Here is a 17,755-nt window from a genome sequence, read left to right on the forward strand (position 1 = left end):
GGCTAGGCGGGGCGCAGGTTTCCGATCACCGCGCGGGCGATCGTCGCCAGGTCCTCCCCGGACCGGTCGGCCAGGCTCCCGCTGTTCCACAGCTGGGCGAGGCCGTGCACGATCGACCAGGCCGCCAGTTTGAGTTCCCGCTCCGCCGCGCGCTCCGGGGCGGACGCCGCGAGCGCGGCGGAGAGGGCCTGGTCGGCGCGGGCCTGGGCGGCGACCAGGCCCGGGTCGTCGGGGTGGTAGAGGCCGGGTTCGAACATCACCGTGAAGTGGGCGCGATGCCCGACCGCGAACCGGACGTAGGCGACCCCCGCCTCCATCAGGTCCGGCCCGGCGGCGTGCACGGCGTCGGCGAGCAGCTCGTAGCCCTGGGTGGCGAGTTCGGTGAGCAGTCCCGCCTTGTCGCCGAAGTGGTGGGCGGGCGCGGCGTGGGAGACGCCCGCGCGGCGGGCCAGCTCGCGCAGGCTCAGCGCGGCGGGCCCGCTCTGCTCGATGGCCTCGGTGGCGGCGGCGAGCAGCGCGTTCCTCAGGTCACCGTGGTGATAAGGCTGTGCAGACATGCTCCGATCATAACTTGTCATTGACAAGATGGCCTGGCCGCACCCAAACTTGATGGTGTCAAGATGCTCTGGCACAGGGCACCGCCCCGCACCCTCGGAGGCCCACGATGGAACCGCTGATCGCTCTCGTCGCCGGATTCCTGGCAGCCCGCCTGGCCGGCCTGGCAGGTGTGGACATGCTCGACGGCTGGCACCCCGCCCTGCAGGTCGGACTCGCCGCGATGTTCCTGCTCACCGCGTTCGCCCACTTCTTCCCGCGCCTGCGGACCGGACTCGTCGCCATGGTCCCGCCCGGCCTGCCCCGCCCGGAGCTGCTGGTCACCCTGACCGGCCTGCTGGAACTCGCGGCCGCCGTGCTGGTCCTCGTTCCGGCGACGACCCGGTGGGCGGCCGGCAGCCTGATCCTCATGATGATCGCCATGTTCCCGGCGAACGTCTCCGCCGCCCGGCGCCGACTGCCCGGCGCCACCGCGCTGGGCCCCCGAACCGCCCTCCAGGTGCTGTTCGTCGCGGCCGCCACCCTGACCTTCGCGGGCTGACCCCAGGGCCACCGACGTGCCGGAGCCCCCGCCCCGCGGCGGGGGCTCCGGGCATGAGAAGCGGGTTCGACGCGGCGAATCTCCGCACCGGAAACCGAAGCCCCGCCCCGGGCGACGGTCGGGGCAGGTCGTAGCCTTTGCTGATCGTTTCCGAGTCTCGTTCCCGAGACTCGCTGCCGAGTCCGGCCGGACAGTGGAGGAATTCGTGAAGGTCGCCGCCCCGACGTTGGCCGAGTTGCGGGAGGTCTGCCAACCGCAGGCCAAGCTGCAGAGCCGCAACGGCGAGCACTGGGCGGGCCGCCTCTACATGCGCCGGATCTCACTGCGGACGACGCGGCAGCTGGTCCGCACCTCGGTCTCGCCAAACACCCTGACCTGGGTGATGGTGGTCTGCGGCGTCGGCGCCGGGGCGGCCCTGCTGATCCCCGGCCTGACGGGCGCGGTGCTGGCGGCCCTGCTGTTCCAGGGCTTCCTCCTGTTCGACTGCGTCGACGGCGAGGTGGCCCGTTGGAAGCGGCAGTTCAGCACGGCCGGCGTCTACGTCGACCGGCTCGGCGCCTACCTGGCCGACGCGGCGCTGATGATCGGGGCCGGTGTGCGGGCGGCCCGCGGTGGGTCCGACCTGTGGATCTCGGTCGGGCTGGCCACCGCGCTGGGCGTGGTGCTGCTGAAGGCGTCCACGGACCTGGTGGACGTGGCCCGGGCCCGCAGCGGCCTCCTGCCGGCCGACGAGGAGTCGACCCAGCCGCGCTCGCAGGGCATCGCGACGGCCCGCCGGCTCGCCTCGATCTTCAAGATCCACCGGGTGACCAACGGCATCGAGGCCTCGCTGGTGCTGCTGGCCACGGCGGTCGCGGACGCGGCGGTCGGGAACATCGGCCCGACCCGGATCGCGCTCGCCGCGATCGCGGTGATCACCTGGGGCATGGTGGTCGCCCACCTGGCCTCGATCCTCTCCTCCTCACGCCTGCGCTGAGCAGCAGAATCCTTCAGTTCGCCGACGTCAGGACGGCCGGAGCCGAGCGGACCCGACCACCCTCCACCACTCTCGGACCGGAACGCTCGGCGGCGGGTCGGAACCGCACGGATCAAGTCCGGCGTGACTGGTTGCGGCGGCTCGCCTGCCGCCCGAAACCGGGGGACGGACCGTGGAGATGTCAGAGCATCCATGCCAGGAAGCCGCCGCTGGCCGCAGCGGTTGCGGCCGGTACCTCCTCGCACCCGCACTGGCCTCTGTCGGCGTGATCGTCGGCACGTGGTTGACGGTTCAGGCCTGGAACGACTGCCTGCTCGGGAACAACTTCAGCAACAACATCGGCTTGCAGTTCGGAACGATGCCGGCCGTGTGGCTGGCCATGACCATCGTCCTCGTACTCCTCCAGGCCGCATTGCGCAGACACCCGCTCCCCGGCGGTCAGGCTGTCAACTGGCTCGCGCCGGTGTTCACGGCCGTCGCCCTGACGGCGCTGTACCGAGCGGGGATGGACTGGCCCTACTTCCAGCCCGACGGACGCTGCTTCGAGGGCTATCCGCTCTTCCCCTTCACCGGGAAGTCCGGCCCGCACACGAGCCTGTAGCCGCAGGCTCGCCGCGATGTCGCGCCCCGTTGAAGCGGTCGCGCCCGGTCCCGGACTGGGCGCGGCCCGCTGCTTCGTCACTCAGGAGGATATGGCGACCGGCTCGACAGGGAGCGAGTCGGCGCGATCGCCCTCCCCGACAGGCTCGTTGACGGCCTCGCTGCGCAGTCGGCAGACGGCGCCGACGACGGCCGCGAGGATGATGAGGATCAGGAGCCCGAGCAGCCCGGCGTTCACGCGGCGGCGTCCAGCTCGAACCAGACGGACTTGCCGTGCTTGCGGGGCTCGGTACCCCAGCGGTGGGTGAGGCCCTGGACGAGCCGAAGGCCGCGTCCGGACTCCGCGAAGTCACAGGGCTCGCGCTGCTCGGGGAACTCGGTGCTGTCGTCACTGACCGAGACCCGGAGCGTGCGGCCGAGGATCAGGACCAGGACGACCGGCGAGGACGTGCGACCGTGCCGCCACGCGTTCACGACGAGTTCGGCGAGCGCGAGTTCGGCATCGGCGATGGTCTCGAAGTCCCACCCGGCGCGCGCCATGGCGGCGCGCAGGGACTCACGGGCGAGGGCGAGGGTCGAGGAGTTGAGGATGCAGTTACACACGGGGAATCTCCCTGCGGTGTAGGTGGGGCACACCGGTGGGGGTGTCGCCGTGAGCAAGCCCGTCGCGGAGCAGGCAGCGCCGCGATACGAGTGCTCTTCGGTGCCTGGGCAGCCGGTACCAACTGCCCAAGGGGTTGGCGTTACTGACAACCCGTTCGGTGAGCGGTGCATCACAGACTGTAGGGCATGCAGGGTCACACGTGCCACGCAATCAAGAAAACACGTGCCCCCAGATACGGCTGGACTGATTGACCGTCCACGGAGATGCTTGACCCATGCCACCACGCGCCACCCCGACAGCCAGGCAGGAACGGTTGGGCATCGAGCTGCGCAAGATGCGAGACTGCGCCAGCCGCACAACCACCCAGGCAGCCGCTCTCTTTGGCGTCGACAGAACGAAGATCACGCAGATCGAGAAGGGCTACTACCCGGTCACCCCTGACCGGGTACGTGCCCTCGCCGCTGACTACGAGGAAGGCGATGCCGAGTACACCGAGGCACTCGCGCGCATGGCAGGCGAGCGACACAAGGGCTGGTGGGAGGAGTACCGGGGCTCAGTTCCAACCGGCTTCCTCGACATGTCAGAGCTTGAGTACTTCGCCGAAGGCATGATGACCTACCAGGTGTGCCATCCTCCGGGCGCCATGCAGACCGAGGAGTACAGCCGCGCGATCTTCCAGGATGCCTATCCCCCTTTGCGACCCCGCCTCCTCGAATCCCGCGTAGAGAATCGCGTCTACCGGTCCGAACTTCTCATGGCCAAAGACGCTCAGCCCTATACCGCGGTCGTTCATGAGGCAGCGCTCAGGATGCGCTTCGGGGGACGTGAGGTCGCGCGGAAGCAGCTGGACAGGATCCTGGAGCTCTCGCATCTTTCACACGTCACAGTCCATGTGGTCAGCTTCGACGCCGATGGCTTCAAGGGTGCCGGTCAAGCCATCGTTCACACGAAGGGCCCGGTTCCCCGCCTGGACACCGTGCAGCTCGACGCAGTTGGCGGGCCCGTGTTCCTCCACGAGAGGAACCAGGTCGACAACTACCGCCAGATCATAGAGCGGATGATCGAGCGATCGCTTTCCGTGGAAAAGTCGCGCGACCTGATCACGCGCATCAAGAAGGAAATCTAAGCTATGGAAACTCTGCCGTGGGCTCGGCCTTCTTTCTGCGCCGATTCCAACAACTGCCCCGAGGTAGCAATAACCCCCGACGCGGTCTACCTCCGCAGCAGCCTCCACCCCACCTCCGTCGCCCAACTCACCACCGACGAATGGCGCGACCTCCTCACCGCCATCCGCAACGGGGAGTTCGACGTCTAGCTGCCCGTGTGGCCCTCCGCGTGCACGCGGAGGGCCACACCCGAAGCAACCGGGAACCTCAGCCCTTGTCCCACCCGGCCAGGTAGGCGTCGATCTCGCCGACGATCCGGGCCTTGCCGGCCGCGTCCAGGAAGGACGCCTCCACGGCGTTGCGCGCCAGCCCGGCGACGCCCGCCTCGTCCAGGTCGAGCAGCTTGGCCGCGACCGCGTACTCGGTGTTGAGGTCGGTGCCGAACATCGGCGGGTCGTCGCTGTTGACGGTGACCAGCAGGCCGGCGTCGACCATCTGCCGGATCGGGTGCTCCTCGATCCGCTCCACCGCGCGGGTCGCGATGTTCGAGGTCGGGCAGACCTCCAGGGGGATCCGGTGCTCGCCGAGGAAGTCCAGCAGGGCCGGGTCCTTCACCGCCTGGGTGCCGTGGCCGATGCGCTCGGCGCCGAGCACCCGCAGGGCGTCCCAGACCGTCTCGGGCCCGGTGGTCTCGCCGGCGTGCGGGACGCTGCGCAGACCGGCCGCCCGCGCCCGGTCGAAGTACGGCTTGAACTGCGGGCGCGGCACGCCGATCTCCGGGCCGCCGAGGCCGAAGCTGACCAGGCCCTCGGGGGCGAGGTCGACGGCCAGGCGGGCGGTCTCCTCGGCGGCGGCCAGGCCGGCCTCGCCGGGGATGTCGAAGCACCAGCGGAGCACGACGCCGAGCTCCTTCTCGGCCCGCAGCCGGGCGTCCTCGATGGCCTCCATGAAGGCGACGTCGGGGATGCCGCGGCTGACCGAGGAGTACGGCGTGACGGTCAGCTCCGCGTAGCGGATGTTCTGCCGGGCCATGTCCTCGGCGACGCCGTAGGTCAGCGCGCGGACGTCCTCGGCGTCGCGGATCAGGTCGACGACGCTGAGGTAGACCTCGATGAAGTGGGCGAAGTCGGTGAAGGTGAAGTACTCGGCGAGGGCGGTCGGGTCGACCGGCACCTTGGACTGGCCGCGGTGGCGGGTGGCCAGCTCGGCGACCACCCGCGGCGAGGCCGAGCCGACGTGGTGGACGTGCAGCTCTGCTTTGGGCATGCCGGCGATGAACGCCTCGATGCCCCGGTTCTGAACGGGGTTTCCGATCCGACTTCCGTCCGGCTGGACCACGGTGGTGCCCTTCTTCCTCTACGCGCGTATCGGTGGTGTCCGCAAGGATAGGCACACCCAGAGGCTCAGCCTCCGAGCGCGACCGCCACGGTGTGGATGAGCAGGCCCGCCAGGGCGCCGACCACGGTGCCGTTGATCCGGATGAACTGCAGGTCACGGCCGACGTTGGCCTCGATCTTGCGGGAGGCGTCGTCCGCGTCCCAGCCTGCCACGGTCTCGGAGATCAGCGAGGTGATCTCGGCCCGGTAGGTGTCGACGAGGTACTGGGCGGCGTCCTGGAGCCAGCCGTCCACCTTGGCCTGGAGCTTCGGATCGGTCGCCAGGCGCGCGCCGAAGTCGCGCACGCCGTCACGGATGCGCCGGCGCAGCTCGCTGTCCTCGTCCTCGGCCGCGTTCAGCACCAGGGCGCGGACGGCGGCCCAGGTGGAGGCGATCAGGTCCTGCACCTCGGGGCGCACCAGCAGCTCGGCCTTGGCCCGCTCGACCCGGGCGATGGTCTCCGGATCGGTCTGCAGCTCGGTGGCGAAGTCGGCGAGGAAGTTGTCGATGGCGCCGCGCGCGGCGTGGTGCTGGTCGTCCCGGATGTCGGTGACGAACCGCATCAGCTCCTTGTAGACCCGCTCGCCGACCTGGTGGTCGAGGAACTTCGGCGTCCAGCCCGGGGTCTTCTGGGTGACCCGCTGGACGACCTCCTCGTGGTTCTCGGTCAGCCAGTCGTGCACCCGGACGGCGACCAGGTCGACCACGCCGTGGTGGCCGCCGTCGGAGACCACCTTGCCGAGCATCCGGCCCATCGGCTCGGCGACCGAGGTGGCGGCGGCCCGCCTGGTCACCGCCTCGCCGACGACCGCCTGCACGTCGTCGTCGCGCAGCACCGCGAGGACGCCGCGCAGCGCCGCCGACGCCTCCTTGGTGACCCGCTCGGCGCTGCCGGGTGCGGCCAGCCACTCGCCCAGCCGGCGGGCGATGCCGAGCGCGGCGAGCCGGCCGCGCACCACCTGGCCGGAGAGGAAGTTGTCGCCGACGAAGTCGCCCAGCGACTTGCCGAAGGCGTCCTTCTTGGTCGGGATGATCGCGGTGTGCGGGATCGGCAGGCCGAAGGGGCGGCGGAACAGCGCGGTCACGGCGAACCAGTCGGCGAGCGCGCCGACCATGCCCGCCTCGGCGGCGGCGGCCAGGTAGCCCGCCCAGGGACCGGCGCCGGCCGCCTTCGCCCAGGTGGCCAGGGCGAAGACCAGGGTCGCGAAGGCCAGCAGGCCGGTCGCGATGGTCTTCATCCGGCGGACGCCGCGTCTCTTCTCCTCGTCGGCCGCGGTGAACCGGACCCCGGGCCCGGTCCCGCTGAAGGCATCGTCACTCACCCCGCCAGTCTGCCCGCTGCCCGGCGCAAGCGGAGGGCGCGCCCCACCCGTACGCGCCGGGCGTGTGCCACCGCACGCGGCACGCGGCCCGCCCAAGGGGCTGACAGGCCCCGCTACGCGCCGCCGAGGACGATCCGCCGCACCCCCTCGACGTCCCACCGCTGCGGGTCGGTGCAGCGGCGGCCGTCCAGCAGGACCCGGACGCCCGGCAGGTCGACCGGCGCCAGCTCGCGGTACTCGGGGTGGTCGGCCTGGAGCACCGCGGCCGCCAACGGCTCGCCGTCGTAGAGGGGCAAGCCGAGCGCCGCGAGCTCCTCGGCCCGGTACAGCGGGTCGGCGACGTAGGGGCGCGCCCCGGCCGCGCGCAACGCCTCGACCAGCGGGAAGACGCCGGAGTACGCCGTCTCCTTCACCCCGCCCCGGTAGGCGGCGCCGAGCACCAGCACCCCCTGCCCCCGAACGCCGCCCTCCAGCGCGCCGTCCAGCACCCCGACCGCGTACCCGGGCATCGCCAGGTTGGCCTCGCGTGCGGCCCGGACCACCGTCGCCGAGGGGTCGTTCCACAGGTAGAGCCGCGGATAGACCGGGATGCAGTGGCCGCCGACCGCGACGCCCGGCCGGTGCAGATGGCTGAACGGCTGGGAGTTGCAGGCGTCGGCGACGGCCGCGAAGTCCACCCCGATCCGGTCGGCGTAGCGGGCGAACTGGTTGGCGAGCGCGATGTTGACGTCCCGGTAGGTGGTCTCGGCGAGCTTGGCGAACTCCGCGGCCTCGGCGGACTCCAGCTCCCAGACGCCGTTGGGCCGGGACAGGTCGGGCCGCGGGTCGAAGTCGAGCACCTCGCGGTAGAACTCGGCGCCGCGTCGCCCGGACGCCCGGTCGATGCCGCCGACCAGCTTGGGGTAGCGGCGCAGGTCGGCGAAGACCCGTCCGGTGCGGACGCGTTCGGGGCTGAAGACCAGGGCGAAGTCCCGCCCGGGGGTGAGCCCGGAGCCGGCCGCCAGCCTCGGCGCCCAACGGCCGCGGGTGACACCGACCGGCAGGGTGGTCTCGTAGCTGACCAGGGTGCCGCGGCGCAGTCCGGCGGCGACGGCGTCGGTGGCGGCGTCGAGCAGGGTGAAGTCGGGGGCGCCGTCGGCGGTGGTGATCAGCGGGACCACCAGGACGACGGCCTGCGCCCCGGCGACCGCGGCCGCGGTGTCGGTGCCGGCGTGCAGCCGGCCCTCGGCCACCACCCGCTTGAGTGCCTCGTCCAGGCCCGCCTCCCGGGGGAACGGCGGTCGGCCCTGGTTCACCGCGTGGACGACCTCGGGCGAGACGTCGGCGCCGGTCACCCGGTGGCCCTTGGCGGCGAATTGGACGGCGAGCGGCAGGCCGAGCTTTCCGAGGCCGACCACGCAGATGTCGAGCGGGCTCAACGCCGTTCTCCGTTCGAAGTGGTGGCGAGCACGGCGTCGGCGAGACGCCGCCAGGCCGGGTAGCGGTGCAGCCGGCGGCGCACCTGGACGGGCACGGCGCCGCGCCAGACCTGCTGCACCAGCGTGACCGGCGCCGGCCCGGCCGCTGCGGGAGGCTCGGCCGGTGCGGCCGACGTCTCGAACGCCTCGCCCGGCGCGGGCGCCTCGGCGAGCAGGAACAGGTCGTCGGGCAGCGCGAGTGCGGCGTCCCGGAACGCCGGATAGCCGGCGTAGTGGCGGCGCCCGTCGACGACCATCGGCGGGTCCCCGTGGGCCGCCTCGTAGCGGATCAGGTCGCGCAGCGCGTCCGGCCGCCCGGCGGCGGCGAGTTCGAGCCGCAGGCGGTCGGCCACCGCCAGCCGCTCGTACACCTCGCGGGCGCCGAACTGCCCCACCAGGGCGGCCACTCCCGCGCAGATCTCGTCCTGGAGCGCCTCGGGGTGGAGCAGGAAGTCGGCCTGGAGCAACTGCGGCACCTCCCAGCCGAAGTGGCGGGCCCGGATGGCGTCCAGCTGGCCCCCCTCGGCCGCGAGTTCGGCGGCGACCCACTGCACGGCGGCGACCCCGCGCAGCCGGTCCAGCGCACCGGCCCGCTGGGTGACGTTGCCCAGGTCCGCGCGCAGCACCAGGTGGTAGTAGTCGTAGTCGGCGAGCACCGAGATCCGGCGGGCCCGCAGGCAGGCGGCCAGCGTGAAGGGCTGGTCCGAGTAGACCTTCAGCCCTTCGTTGCGCGACAGATTGTGACGTCTGATCAGATCGAGCCGAAACAGCTTGGTGTCGGCGAGCGCCCAGGCCAGCGCGGAGTCCTCGAAGCCGACCGAGGCGGCCGTGGCACCGAAGATGCCCTGCGGCACCAGCCGCCCGTTCACCCCGATCTGCTTGGGGATGAGCACGTCCGACTCCCAGGTGTCGGCCGCGGCCACCATCCGGGCCAGCGCCTCGGCCCCGAGCCAGTCGTCGGCGCCGAGGAAGAGCACGTAGCGGCCGCGGGCCAGGGCGAGCCCCCGGTTGGTCGGCGCGGCCGGGCCGCCGGAGTTGGCCTGGTGCAGCACGGTGAACAGGCCCGGATGGCGGGCGGCGTACGCGTCGAGGACGGCGCCGCCGCCGTCCGTCGAACCGTCGTCGACCGCGACCACCTCCATGCGCGCCGGCCCGATGGTCTGCGCGACGAGCGAGTCCAGGCAGGCCGTCAGGTACGGCATGGTGTTGTAGACCGCGATCACCACGGTCACGTCGGGTACGGTCATCGGGCGCTGCCCCTCCGGTGCACAGTCCGTCGAGCGTTCGCCGAGCGGTGCACAGGTCGCCGAGCGATGCCAAGGTCAACTCGGTGACACGCCAAGGAGTCACGTCCGCCACCCGCACAGGTGACGCGATGGGAACGCACGGACGAGCGCCGGTCCGTGCGCCCGATCGGCCGCCCGATCGGACGGGGGCGGCGGACGGCGGCGGCGTGCGCCCGGCCCACCCGCGGCCGGACCAGGCGCACGTCCACGGCGATCAGCCGATCGCGACCTCCGCGTACATCCGGGCGATCACGTCCTCGATGGCCGGCTCGCGGACCGACAGGTCGACCATCGGGTACCGGTCGGCGACGGCGGCGACGATCGGGGCGGCGCTCTGCTGGGCGGGGAAGGCCAGCCACTGGCGCGGGCCCTCGACCTTCACCACCCGCGCACCGGCCACCTCGATCGGCGGCCGCGCCTCGGCGAGGTCGACGACCAGGGTCCGCTCGCTCTCGCCCGCCGCGTGCAGCCCGTCCAGGCCGCCGTCGTAGACGACCCGGCCGTGGTCGATCACCATGACCCGGTCGCAGAGCTGCTCGATGTCGGTGAGGTCGTGGGTGGTGAGCAGCACGGTGGTGCCCAGGTCCCGGTTGACCTCGCGCAGGAAGTCGCGCACCCGGCTCTTGCTCACCACGTCCAGCCCGATGGTGGGCTCGTCCAGGTAGAGCACCTGCGGGTCGTGCAGCAGCGCCGCCGCCAGGTCCCCGCGCATCCGCTGGCCGAGCGAGAGTTGGCGCACGGGGGTGTCCAGCAGGGCGCCGAGGTCGAGCAGTTCGACGCAGCGTTCGAGGTTGGTGCGATATCGGTGCTCGGGGATGCGGTAGATCCGGCGGGCCAGTTCGTAGGAGTCCCGCAGCGGGAGGTCCCACCAGAGCGTGGTGCGCTGCCCGAAGACGACGCCGATCCGGCGGGCCAGCGCGACGCGCTCCCGGGCCGGGTCGACGCCGGCGACGCGCAGCCGGCCGCCGGAGGGGACCAGGATGCCGGTGAGCATCTTGATGGTGGTGGACTTGCCCGCGCCGTTCGGGCCGATGTAGCCGACGCATTCGCCGGCCTCCACCGTGAAGCTCAGCCCGTCCACCGCGCGGACCTCGCGCTTCTCGCGCTTGAGCCGGCCGACCTTGGCGCGGACGGTGAAGGTGCGGCGGACGTCGTCGAGTTCGATCAGTGCCATGGGAGTGCTGCTTTCAGGAGGGGTCAGGGGGGCCGGGCCGGGGCCCGGGGTCAGCTGCCGGTGCCGCGGTAGGCCCGCAGCCCGGCGCGCCAGGCCAGGCCGGCCACCACCAGCGCGAGCACGGCGGCGAGCGGGGAGGCGTACTGGAAGGCGACGGGCAGGCCGAGCGGGTCGGGCCGGTCGAGGATGTGCAGCGCGGGCAGCCAGTTGACGAAGGCCAGCGGGATGCCGAACACGGTGCCCGCCACGAGTTCCTTGGCGAACACGGTCGGCGGGTAGTGCAGCACGGTGGCGCCGCCGTAGGTGAAGGCGTTCTGGATCTCCTTGGCCTCGCCCCACCAGAACTGCAGGGCGGCGAAGCCCACGAAGATCGCCGCGAAGATCGCCGTGCCGCAGATCAGCAGGACCGGCACGAGCAGCACCCGGTCCCAGGTCCACGCCACGTCCAGTGCGGCCAGCGACCAGGCGAGGACCCCGATGGCCTGCGCCGGCCGCCCGAGCCGGCGCAGCGAGAAGCGCTCGGCGCAGACCTGGGCGAGCGCCGGGGCGGGCCGGATCAGCATGGTGTCCAGCGTGCCCGCCCGGATCCGCTCGCCGAGGCCGTCGACGCTGCCGACCAGCAGGTTGGCCATGCCGAGCGCGAAGCCCGAGGTGCCGTAGAGGAAGCCGAGCTCGGGCAAGGTCCAGCCGCCGAGTTGATCGGTGTGCCGGAACATCAGGATCACCACGACGAAGTCGAGGAAGGTGACCACCAGGTTGGCGACGAGCATCAGCACGAAGGACGCCCGGTAGGACATGATCGCCCGGGTCCACATCGCGGCGGTGAGCCACCAGGCGCGCAGCGCCCAGCGGGTGCGGGCGAGCAGGCTCCGCTCGGTCAGGAGCAGGTCGGTCAGGAGCAGGTCGGTCGCAGCGGCGGCGGGAGTCGGACCGACCGGACCGGCGGCGAGGGTCGGGTCAGCCACCCTGGACCACCACCTTGCGGGTCGCGAGCAGCTGGACGCCGCGGCCGGCGGCGACCAGCACCGCGGCCCAGGCGAGTTGGAAGCCGAGCTCGCCGATCAGCGCCGTCCCGGTCGCCCGCTCCAGGAAGACGTCGGTCGGCACCTGGACCAGCGCGGCCCACGGCAGCACGGGCGCGACCTCGCCGAGCAGGCCGGGGAAGAGCGCCAGCGGCAGCAGCATCCCGGAGAAGAACATCGACACCACCAGCATCACCGAGCGCACCCCCTCCGAGTCGTGCAGCCAGAAGCCGGTGAGCGAGACGAGGAAGCGCAGCCCGAAGCTGACCAGCACCGCGAGCAGGACCGAGAGGAGGAAGAACAGCCAGGTCAGCGACTGTTCGGGCAGCCTGATCCGGAAGACCAGCGCGCCCGCCAGCATCGGCAGGGTGCCGCGGGAGAGACAGTGGAAGCCGGCCCGGCCGAGGTCGGTGGCCAGCCACCAGCCCTGGAAGTCCACCGGGCGGTAGAGGTCGACGGCGATGTCGCCGCTGCGGAACCGGTCCTGGACGTCGTCCTGGAAGCCGCCGCCCCAGACCGCGACGGTGACCAGCAGCGCCTGGCTGACCCAGATGTAGGTGACGGCGGCGGTCTGGTCGTAGCCGCCGAGGCCGGGGCGGGCCTGCCAGAGGGCGACGAAGGTGTAGGCGAGGATGAAGCCGAAGACGGTGTTGGTGAAGGTGCCGGCCAGCGTGGCGGCCCGGTACGTGCTGTAGCGGCGGAAGGCTCCGCGGGCGATGGCGAGGTAGAGCGCCACCGCGCCCCGGACCCCCTCGGCGGCGCCGTCGACGACCCCGCCGACCAGGCCCGGAGCGCCACCGGGAGCACCTCCCGCGGCACCCCCCGGAGCGCCGTCGGGATCGGGAGGGTGCCGGAACTGCGGCTCGACGGGTACGGCGTTCGACATATTGTCTCCTTGTCGACAAATAGGAGCGGGCGGGTGTCTCCGGGGACACCGGCGCACGCGGACCGGCTCCGGCCGGCCACACCCGGGGGGTGCCGGGTCAGGTGGGCGGAGCTGCCCGAACTGGGTGCGCTATATGGTTCGCACCTTTCACCGTACCGCCGACGATCTTCTTGCGCACGCGGTTATTCCAACGCCTGATCACGGATCAAATAGCACATAATCGCGGCATGACCTTGAGGGCAGACCACCGCACCCGGCGTCAGGCCCGACGGGCCGCCCGCCGCGAAGCCCGCCGCGCCAGGCCGCTGTGGCGCCGGCTCCTGCCCACCTGGCGGGTCACCCTCGGCACGCTCACCGCCGTCCTGCTGCTCGCCGTCGGCTCCTTCGCCGTGCTCTACCTCATCGTCCCCGTACCCGACGCCAACGCCCACGCCGTCGCCCAGAACAACATCTACCTCTACGCCGACGGCGCCACCGAGATCGGCCGCACCGGCGCCGTGAACCGCACCGACGTCACGATCGACCAGATCCCGCTCGACACCCAGCACGCCGTCGTCTCCGCCGAGGACCGCAGCTTCTACCGCAACCGCGGCATCGACCTGAAGGGCATGGTCCGGGCCGGCTGGAACACCCTCACCGGCCGCGGCAAGCAGGGCGGCTCCACCATCACCCAGCAGTACGTCAAGAACTACTACCTGACCCAGGACCGGACGATCGAGCGCAAGGGCCGCGAACTCTTCATCGCCCTCAAGGTCGACCAGCAGCGCAGCAAGAACCAGATCCTCACCGGATACCTCAACAGCAGCTACTTCGGCCGCGGCGCCTACGGCATCCAGAGCGCCGCCCACGCCTACTACGGCGTCGACGTCTCCGGGCTCACCCTCCCCCAGGGCGCCTACCTCGCCGCGCTGCTGCAGGCCCCCAGCGCCTACGACGTCAAGACCGCCACCCCCGCCAACCGCGACAAGGCCGTCGCCCGCTGGAACTACACCCTCGACGGCATGGTCCAACTCGGCTTCCTCACCACGGCCGACCGCGCCGCCATCACCTTCCCCGACCCGATCGACCCCCAGCCCGCCACCGGCCTCAGCGGTCAGTCCGGCTACCTGGTCGGCGTCGCCGACGACTACCTCGTCTCGGCCGGCATCATCGACACCGCCACCCTCAAGGCCGGCGGCTGGCGCATCACCACCACCTTCGACAAACCCCGCCAGGACGCCTTCGTCGGCGCCGTCCAGCAAGAGCTCACCGAGGAGCTCGACCCCAGGGCCCGGCCCGCCACCGACACCGACGTCCGCGTCGCCGGCGCCTCCGTCGAACCCGCCACCGGCCGGGTCGTCGCCGTCTACGGCGGCCCCGACTACGCCAAACAGCCCTACAACGACGTCCTGCGCCAGGACAACCAGATCGGCTCCACCTTCAAGGCCTTCGACCTCGCCGCCGGCCTCACCTCCGGCCGCAGCAGCGGCGACGGCCGCCCGATCACCACCGAGACCCGCTACGACGGCACCAGCGAACGCCCCGTCACCGGCGGCCCCACCCCGTACGCGCCGCCCAACGAGGACGACATCGACTACGGCAACATCACCCTGCGCCACGCCATGGTGAAGTCCGTCAACTCGGTGTACGCGCAGGAGGGCGTCGACGCCGGACTCGCCCACGTCCGCGAGACGGCCGTCCGGCTCGGCATCCCCGACAACGTCCCCGGCATGGACCCGGCGAACACCTCGATGACGCTCGGCACCGCCACCCCGAGCGCCCTCAACCTGGCCGGCGCCTACGCCGGCCTCGCCAACCACGGCCAGGCGTACACCCCGTGGTCGGTCAGCAAGCTCGAACGCGTCAACACCGGCGGCGCCATCGACGTCCCCAAGATGCCCGAACACGTACCCACCACCGCGCTCGACCGGGGCGCCGCCGACGCCGTCACCGACGTCCTGCGTGACGTCGTCAGCCCGCGCGGCACCGGCGCCGCCGCCCTCGACCTCGGACGCCCCGCCGCCGGCAAGACCGGCACCACCGACTCCAACCTGTCCGCCTGGTTCGCCGGCTTCACCCCCGAACTCGCCACCACCGTCGGCCTGTTCCGGGAGAACCCGAAGACCCACGCCAAGGAGCCGCTGTCCGGCACCGCGGGCTACGAGCGGATCAACGGCGGCGCCTTCCCCACCCGGATCTGGACCGCCTACATGGCCGACGCGCTCGACGGCACCGACGTCCAGCACTTCGACCTCCAGCCCGGCCGCGGCAACACCCAGTCCGGCGGGCCGACCGCCACCGGCTCGCCCTCACCGTCACCGTCGGCCGGCGCCACCGCGAGCGCCACCGCCACCGCCGCGGCGCCGAGCACCCCGGCGCACTCCGCCCCCGCACCGACCGCCCCGAGCAGCCGGCCCACCGAGACGGCGCCGACCCCCACCCCCGAGGCCCCCGCCCCGACGCCCACCCCGGAACAGCCGCCCGCACCCACCAACCGCCCCACCCCGCCGCCCCGGCCGACCCCGACCCCGACGCCACCCCCGAGCACCCAGCCCCCGGCCCCCGAAGCGACCGCGCCACCGACCCACCAGGCGACCGGCCAGCCGGCCGGACAGAGAACCGGGCAGCCGGCCGGGCCGAACGCGGGGATGGTCCCCTAGCGGTGCCCGGTCACATGTGGGCGCTGATCTCGCCGCCGGCGCTGAGCACGATGTAGACGCCGTTGGCGACGGCACCGGCGTCCTGCTGGTTCGCCTCCAGCGTGCCGTTCACGGCGTTGTCGTTGCCGAGGATCTGCGCGCGGTAATGGAGTTCGCCGACCTTCGTGACCTTGGCCGTCCACCCGCCCGCGAGCTTGAACGTCCCCGGCCCCTGGTGCTCACCGCCCATCCAGGAGTGGACCTGGCCGTCCAGCGAGAGCACGACGAACATGCCGTTGCCGTCCAGCCCGGCGTCGGAGTCGTGCGTCTCCAGCGTGGCGAGGACGGCACCGCCGTTGACGATCTTGGCGGTGTAGTTCTGGTTCCCGACCGCCTGCACCTCGGCCGTGCTCCCGTCCACCAGCGTCTGGGAGCGGACCGGGGACTTCCCCTTGGCCGGGGTGGTGGCCGGCGCGGTGGCCCGGGGCGAGGTGGGCGGGGCGGCCGTGGCGGTGACGCCGGGCGGGGCGGTGGCGCCCTGCGCAGCCGAAGTGGTGGGCGCGGCCGGCGTGGTGACAGCCGGCGCGGTAGCGGCCGCTACCGCACCGGCCGGCGTGGTGGCCGCGGTGGCACCGCCCGCGGCGGACGAGGAGCTGCAAGCCGTCGCGGCGGGGATGAGCAGAGCGGCCGCCAGGACCGTGCCGGCCAGCGAGCGGACGGCGGTCGCACGACGGGTCGTCAAGGGGGACATGCTGGTTCTCCTGAGCGAAGTACGGGTGAGGGCTCGCACCTTGCCCGTCCCCTCTCGTGCGGGAACCGCGAGGCAGTGCGGCTGCTTGCACGATCGAACCTAGTGCGAACAATCGACGGAACAGCCCATTCCGTGTCACCGAACTGCAACGCCCCGAGCAGCGCCGCGTCGCCCACGGCGCAAGCCCGTCCGGCCGACTGAGGGACCGACAGCCGGACGAGCCGAGCGGCACCTAGGCCACCAGCTCCCGCTCCAACGGGGTCCGGAACCGCGGCGTCACCCGCACCTCCCCCAACCAGAGCGACAACCGCGCCGCCTCCGCCTCGATCGCCGCCCGCCCCTCGGCCCCGACATCCGTGAACAACCGCCACACCGGCTCACCGTCGGGGCGCTGCGCCCAACCACCGACCACCCGGCCGCACCACCAGAGCGTCGGCCCGGCGTTGCCCGCCCGGTCGAACAACGCCGGCACGTCCTCCGGCCGCAGGTACCAGTCACGCCCGCGCCAGCCCATCACCGTCGGGTCCAGCGCCGGCAGCAGCGCCGCCCACGGCTCGGGCTCCTCCACCGGCTCCGCGTCCCCCGGCAGGACCAGGCCCGCCGTGCCGCCGTCCAGCGCCACGTCCACCGCGCCGATGTCCGCCAGTGCCTTGCGGGTGTCCCCCAACGTCCAGCCCGTCCACCACTTCACGTCCTCGACCGTGGCCGGACCGTACGCCGCCAGCCAGCGCCGGACCACCTCGGCCTTCGCCTCCCGCACCGGCACGTCCGGCCACTGCGGCACCGGCGCCCACGGATAGCTGCTGCTCAGCCAGGAGCCGCGCGGCCGGCAGCGCCGCACGTGCCCGTCCGAGGCCAGCAGCCGCAGCAGCCGGCTGCCGACGCTCTGCCTGGCCTCGTAGGGCTTGCCCTGCGCCATCAGCATCGTCTCGCGCAACGCCGGTACGTCCGCCGCGAGTTCGGCGGTCGTCGCCTCGCCGCGCACGGCCAGCGCCGCCAGCACGGCCCGCTCCGTCTCGGCGAGCCTCGGTTCGTCCCACCCCTCGGCGAACTCCCGCAGGTGCTTGAGCAGCGTCGTCCGCTCCTTGACCGCGATCGCCCGCGCCGCCGCCGAGCTCACGTACGGGGCGAACTCCTCCGTCACCGCGAATATCGTGCGCCGCATCGACAGCAGCTTCACCAGCGAGACGTCCTCGTACAGCGCCCGCTCCACCTCCGCCGCCGAGGGCTCGGCCAGCCGCGCGCAGGCCGAGAGGTAGACCGTCGCGGCATCCGTGGCGTGCAGCCCGACGAGCGCGTCCGCCACCTGCTCCACCCGCGCCGCCCGCCCGGCGGGCGCCAGCAGGTGCCGCCGCCCGGCCCGGGCCCGGCGCTGGTCGTCACTGATCGAACGGACACCGCTCGAAGGCACACCGTTGCTCATGCCGGGACCATACTGCCGCCCACTGACAGCGGCACGGCGGTGCGGCGCGTGCCCTGC

18 protein-coding genes are annotated in these 17,755 nt (G+C 72.4%); 6 read left to right on the forward strand and 12 right to left on the reverse strand.

Annotation, left to right across the window (positions count from 1 at the left end; all coding sequences use genetic code 11):
- Positions 1-2: 2 nt before the first annotated feature.
- Entirely contained in the window at positions 3-557 is a 555-nt protein-coding gene (locus ACFVYI_RS03650) for a TetR/AcrR family transcriptional regulator (protein WP_387881194.1), read from the reverse strand.
- 107 nt (positions 558-664) lie between these two features.
- Here ACFVYI_RS03650 and ACFVYI_RS03655 point away from each other — a divergent pair, with 107 nt between their 5' ends.
- The 3 genes from ACFVYI_RS03655 to ACFVYI_RS03665 all read left to right on the forward strand — a co-directional run bounded on the left by ACFVYI_RS03655 (position 665) and on the right by ACFVYI_RS03665 (position 2,673).
- On the forward strand, positions 665-1,096 hold the full coding sequence (locus tag ACFVYI_RS03655; RefSeq protein ID WP_387881197.1) for a DoxX family membrane protein: 432 nt from the start codon (positions 665-667) through the stop codon (positions 1,094-1,096).
- A gap of 205 nt (positions 1,097-1,301) precedes the next feature.
- Positions 1,302-2,072 (forward strand): CDP-alcohol phosphatidyltransferase family protein, encoded by a 771-nt coding sequence (locus ACFVYI_RS03660; protein WP_387881200.1) that lies wholly within the window; start codon positions 1,302-1,304, stop codon positions 2,070-2,072.
- A gap of 178 nt (positions 2,073-2,250) precedes the next feature.
- Positions 2,251-2,673 carry a hypothetical protein gene (locus ACFVYI_RS03665; RefSeq protein ID WP_387881202.1) on the forward strand — a complete coding sequence of 141 codons (423 nt, stop codon included), beginning with the start codon at positions 2,251-2,253 and terminating at the stop codon, positions 2,671-2,673.
- An 81-nt stretch (positions 2,674-2,754) separates the two neighbouring features.
- On the opposite strand, the gene ACFVYI_RS03670 is transcribed toward ACFVYI_RS03665, so the two are convergent.
- Positions 2,755-2,910, reverse strand: a complete 156-nt coding sequence (locus ACFVYI_RS03670; protein ID WP_387881203.1) for a hypothetical protein — start codon at positions 2,908-2,910, stop codon at positions 2,755-2,757.
- Positions 2,907-3,275, reverse strand: coding sequence for an ATP-binding protein (locus ACFVYI_RS03675; RefSeq protein WP_380575379.1), 369 nt, complete (start codon positions 3,273-3,275; stop codon positions 2,907-2,909). The genes ACFVYI_RS03670 and ACFVYI_RS03675 overlap by 4 nt, the downstream gene beginning before the upstream one ends.
- A gap of 314 nt (positions 3,276-3,589) precedes the next feature.
- Here ACFVYI_RS03675 and ACFVYI_RS03680 point away from each other — a divergent pair, with 314 nt between their 5' ends.
- Together ACFVYI_RS03680 and ACFVYI_RS03685 are read left to right on the forward strand one after the other, a co-directional pair.
- Positions 3,590-4,402 (forward strand): helix-turn-helix domain-containing protein, encoded by an 813-nt coding sequence (locus tag ACFVYI_RS03680; protein ID WP_387881205.1) that lies wholly within the window; start codon positions 3,590-3,592, stop codon positions 4,400-4,402.
- Positions 4,403-4,405: 3 nt separating this feature from the next.
- Entirely contained in the window at positions 4,406-4,591 is a 186-nt protein-coding gene (locus tag ACFVYI_RS03685; protein ID WP_387881208.1) for a DUF397 domain-containing protein, read from the forward strand.
- 58 nt (positions 4,592-4,649) lie between these two features.
- On the opposite strand, the gene ACFVYI_RS03690 is transcribed toward ACFVYI_RS03685, so the two are convergent.
- The 7 genes from ACFVYI_RS03690 to ACFVYI_RS03720 form a co-directional block, all read right to left on the reverse strand.
- Positions 4,650-5,696, reverse strand: coding sequence for an adenosine deaminase (locus ACFVYI_RS03690; RefSeq protein ID WP_387881384.1), 1,047 nt, complete (start codon positions 5,694-5,696; stop codon positions 4,650-4,652).
- Between the two features lie 89 nt (positions 5,697-5,785).
- A complete protein-coding gene (locus tag ACFVYI_RS03695; protein ID WP_387881210.1) occupies positions 5,786-7,081 on the reverse strand; it encodes a DUF445 domain-containing protein in 1,296 nt (431 codons plus the stop codon).
- Positions 7,082-7,194: 113 nt separating this feature from the next.
- The gene (locus tag ACFVYI_RS03700; RefSeq protein ID WP_387881212.1) at positions 7,195-8,499 is read right to left on the reverse strand and encodes a nucleotide sugar dehydrogenase; all 1,305 of its coding nucleotides are present in this window, start codon (positions 8,497-8,499) and stop codon (positions 7,195-7,197) included.
- Positions 8,496-9,785 (reverse strand): glycosyltransferase family 2 protein, encoded by a 1,290-nt coding sequence (locus ACFVYI_RS03705; RefSeq protein ID WP_387881214.1) that lies wholly within the window; start codon positions 9,783-9,785, stop codon positions 8,496-8,498. The genes ACFVYI_RS03700 and ACFVYI_RS03705 overlap by 4 nt, the downstream gene beginning before the upstream one ends.
- A 253-nt stretch (positions 9,786-10,038) precedes the next feature.
- Positions 10,039-10,998 (reverse strand): ATP-binding cassette domain-containing protein, encoded by a 960-nt coding sequence (locus tag ACFVYI_RS03710; RefSeq protein ID WP_387881217.1) that lies wholly within the window; start codon positions 10,996-10,998, stop codon positions 10,039-10,041.
- Positions 10,999-11,048: 50 nt separating this feature from the next.
- Positions 11,049-11,963 carry an ABC transporter permease gene (locus ACFVYI_RS03715; RefSeq protein WP_387881220.1) on the reverse strand — a complete coding sequence of 305 codons (915 nt, stop codon included), beginning with the start codon at positions 11,961-11,963 and terminating at the stop codon, positions 11,049-11,051.
- Positions 11,956-12,906: an ABC transporter permease gene (locus tag ACFVYI_RS03720; protein ID WP_387881222.1), complete on the reverse strand. Its 951-nt coding sequence runs from the start codon at positions 12,904-12,906 to the stop codon at positions 11,956-11,958. Before ACFVYI_RS03720 ends, ACFVYI_RS03715 begins: the two co-directional genes overlap by 8 nt.
- 227 nt (positions 12,907-13,133) lie before the next feature.
- On the opposite strand from ACFVYI_RS03720, the gene ACFVYI_RS03725 reads away from it, so the two are divergent.
- Positions 13,134-15,545: a transglycosylase domain-containing protein gene (locus ACFVYI_RS03725; protein ID WP_387881225.1), complete on the forward strand. Its 2,412-nt coding sequence runs from the start codon at positions 13,134-13,136 to the stop codon at positions 15,543-15,545.
- 10 nt (positions 15,546-15,555) lie between these two features.
- On the opposite strand, the gene ACFVYI_RS03730 is transcribed toward ACFVYI_RS03725, so the two are convergent.
- Both ACFVYI_RS03730 and ACFVYI_RS03735 read right to left on the reverse strand, forming a co-directional pair.
- On the reverse strand, positions 15,556-16,275 hold the full coding sequence (locus ACFVYI_RS03730; protein WP_387881228.1) for a hypothetical protein: 720 nt from the start codon (positions 16,273-16,275) through the stop codon (positions 15,556-15,558).
- 232 nt (positions 16,276-16,507) lie between these two features.
- The gene (locus tag ACFVYI_RS03735; RefSeq protein WP_387881231.1) at positions 16,508-17,698 is read right to left on the reverse strand and encodes a winged helix DNA-binding domain-containing protein; all 1,191 of its coding nucleotides are present in this window, start codon (positions 17,696-17,698) and stop codon (positions 16,508-16,510) included.
- Positions 17,699-17,755: the final 57 nt, after the last annotated feature.

This window comes from Kitasatospora sp. NPDC058218 (genome assembly GCF_042882445.1).
Taxonomy (GTDB): domain Bacteria; phylum Actinomycetota; class Actinomycetes; order Streptomycetales; family Streptomycetaceae; genus Kitasatospora.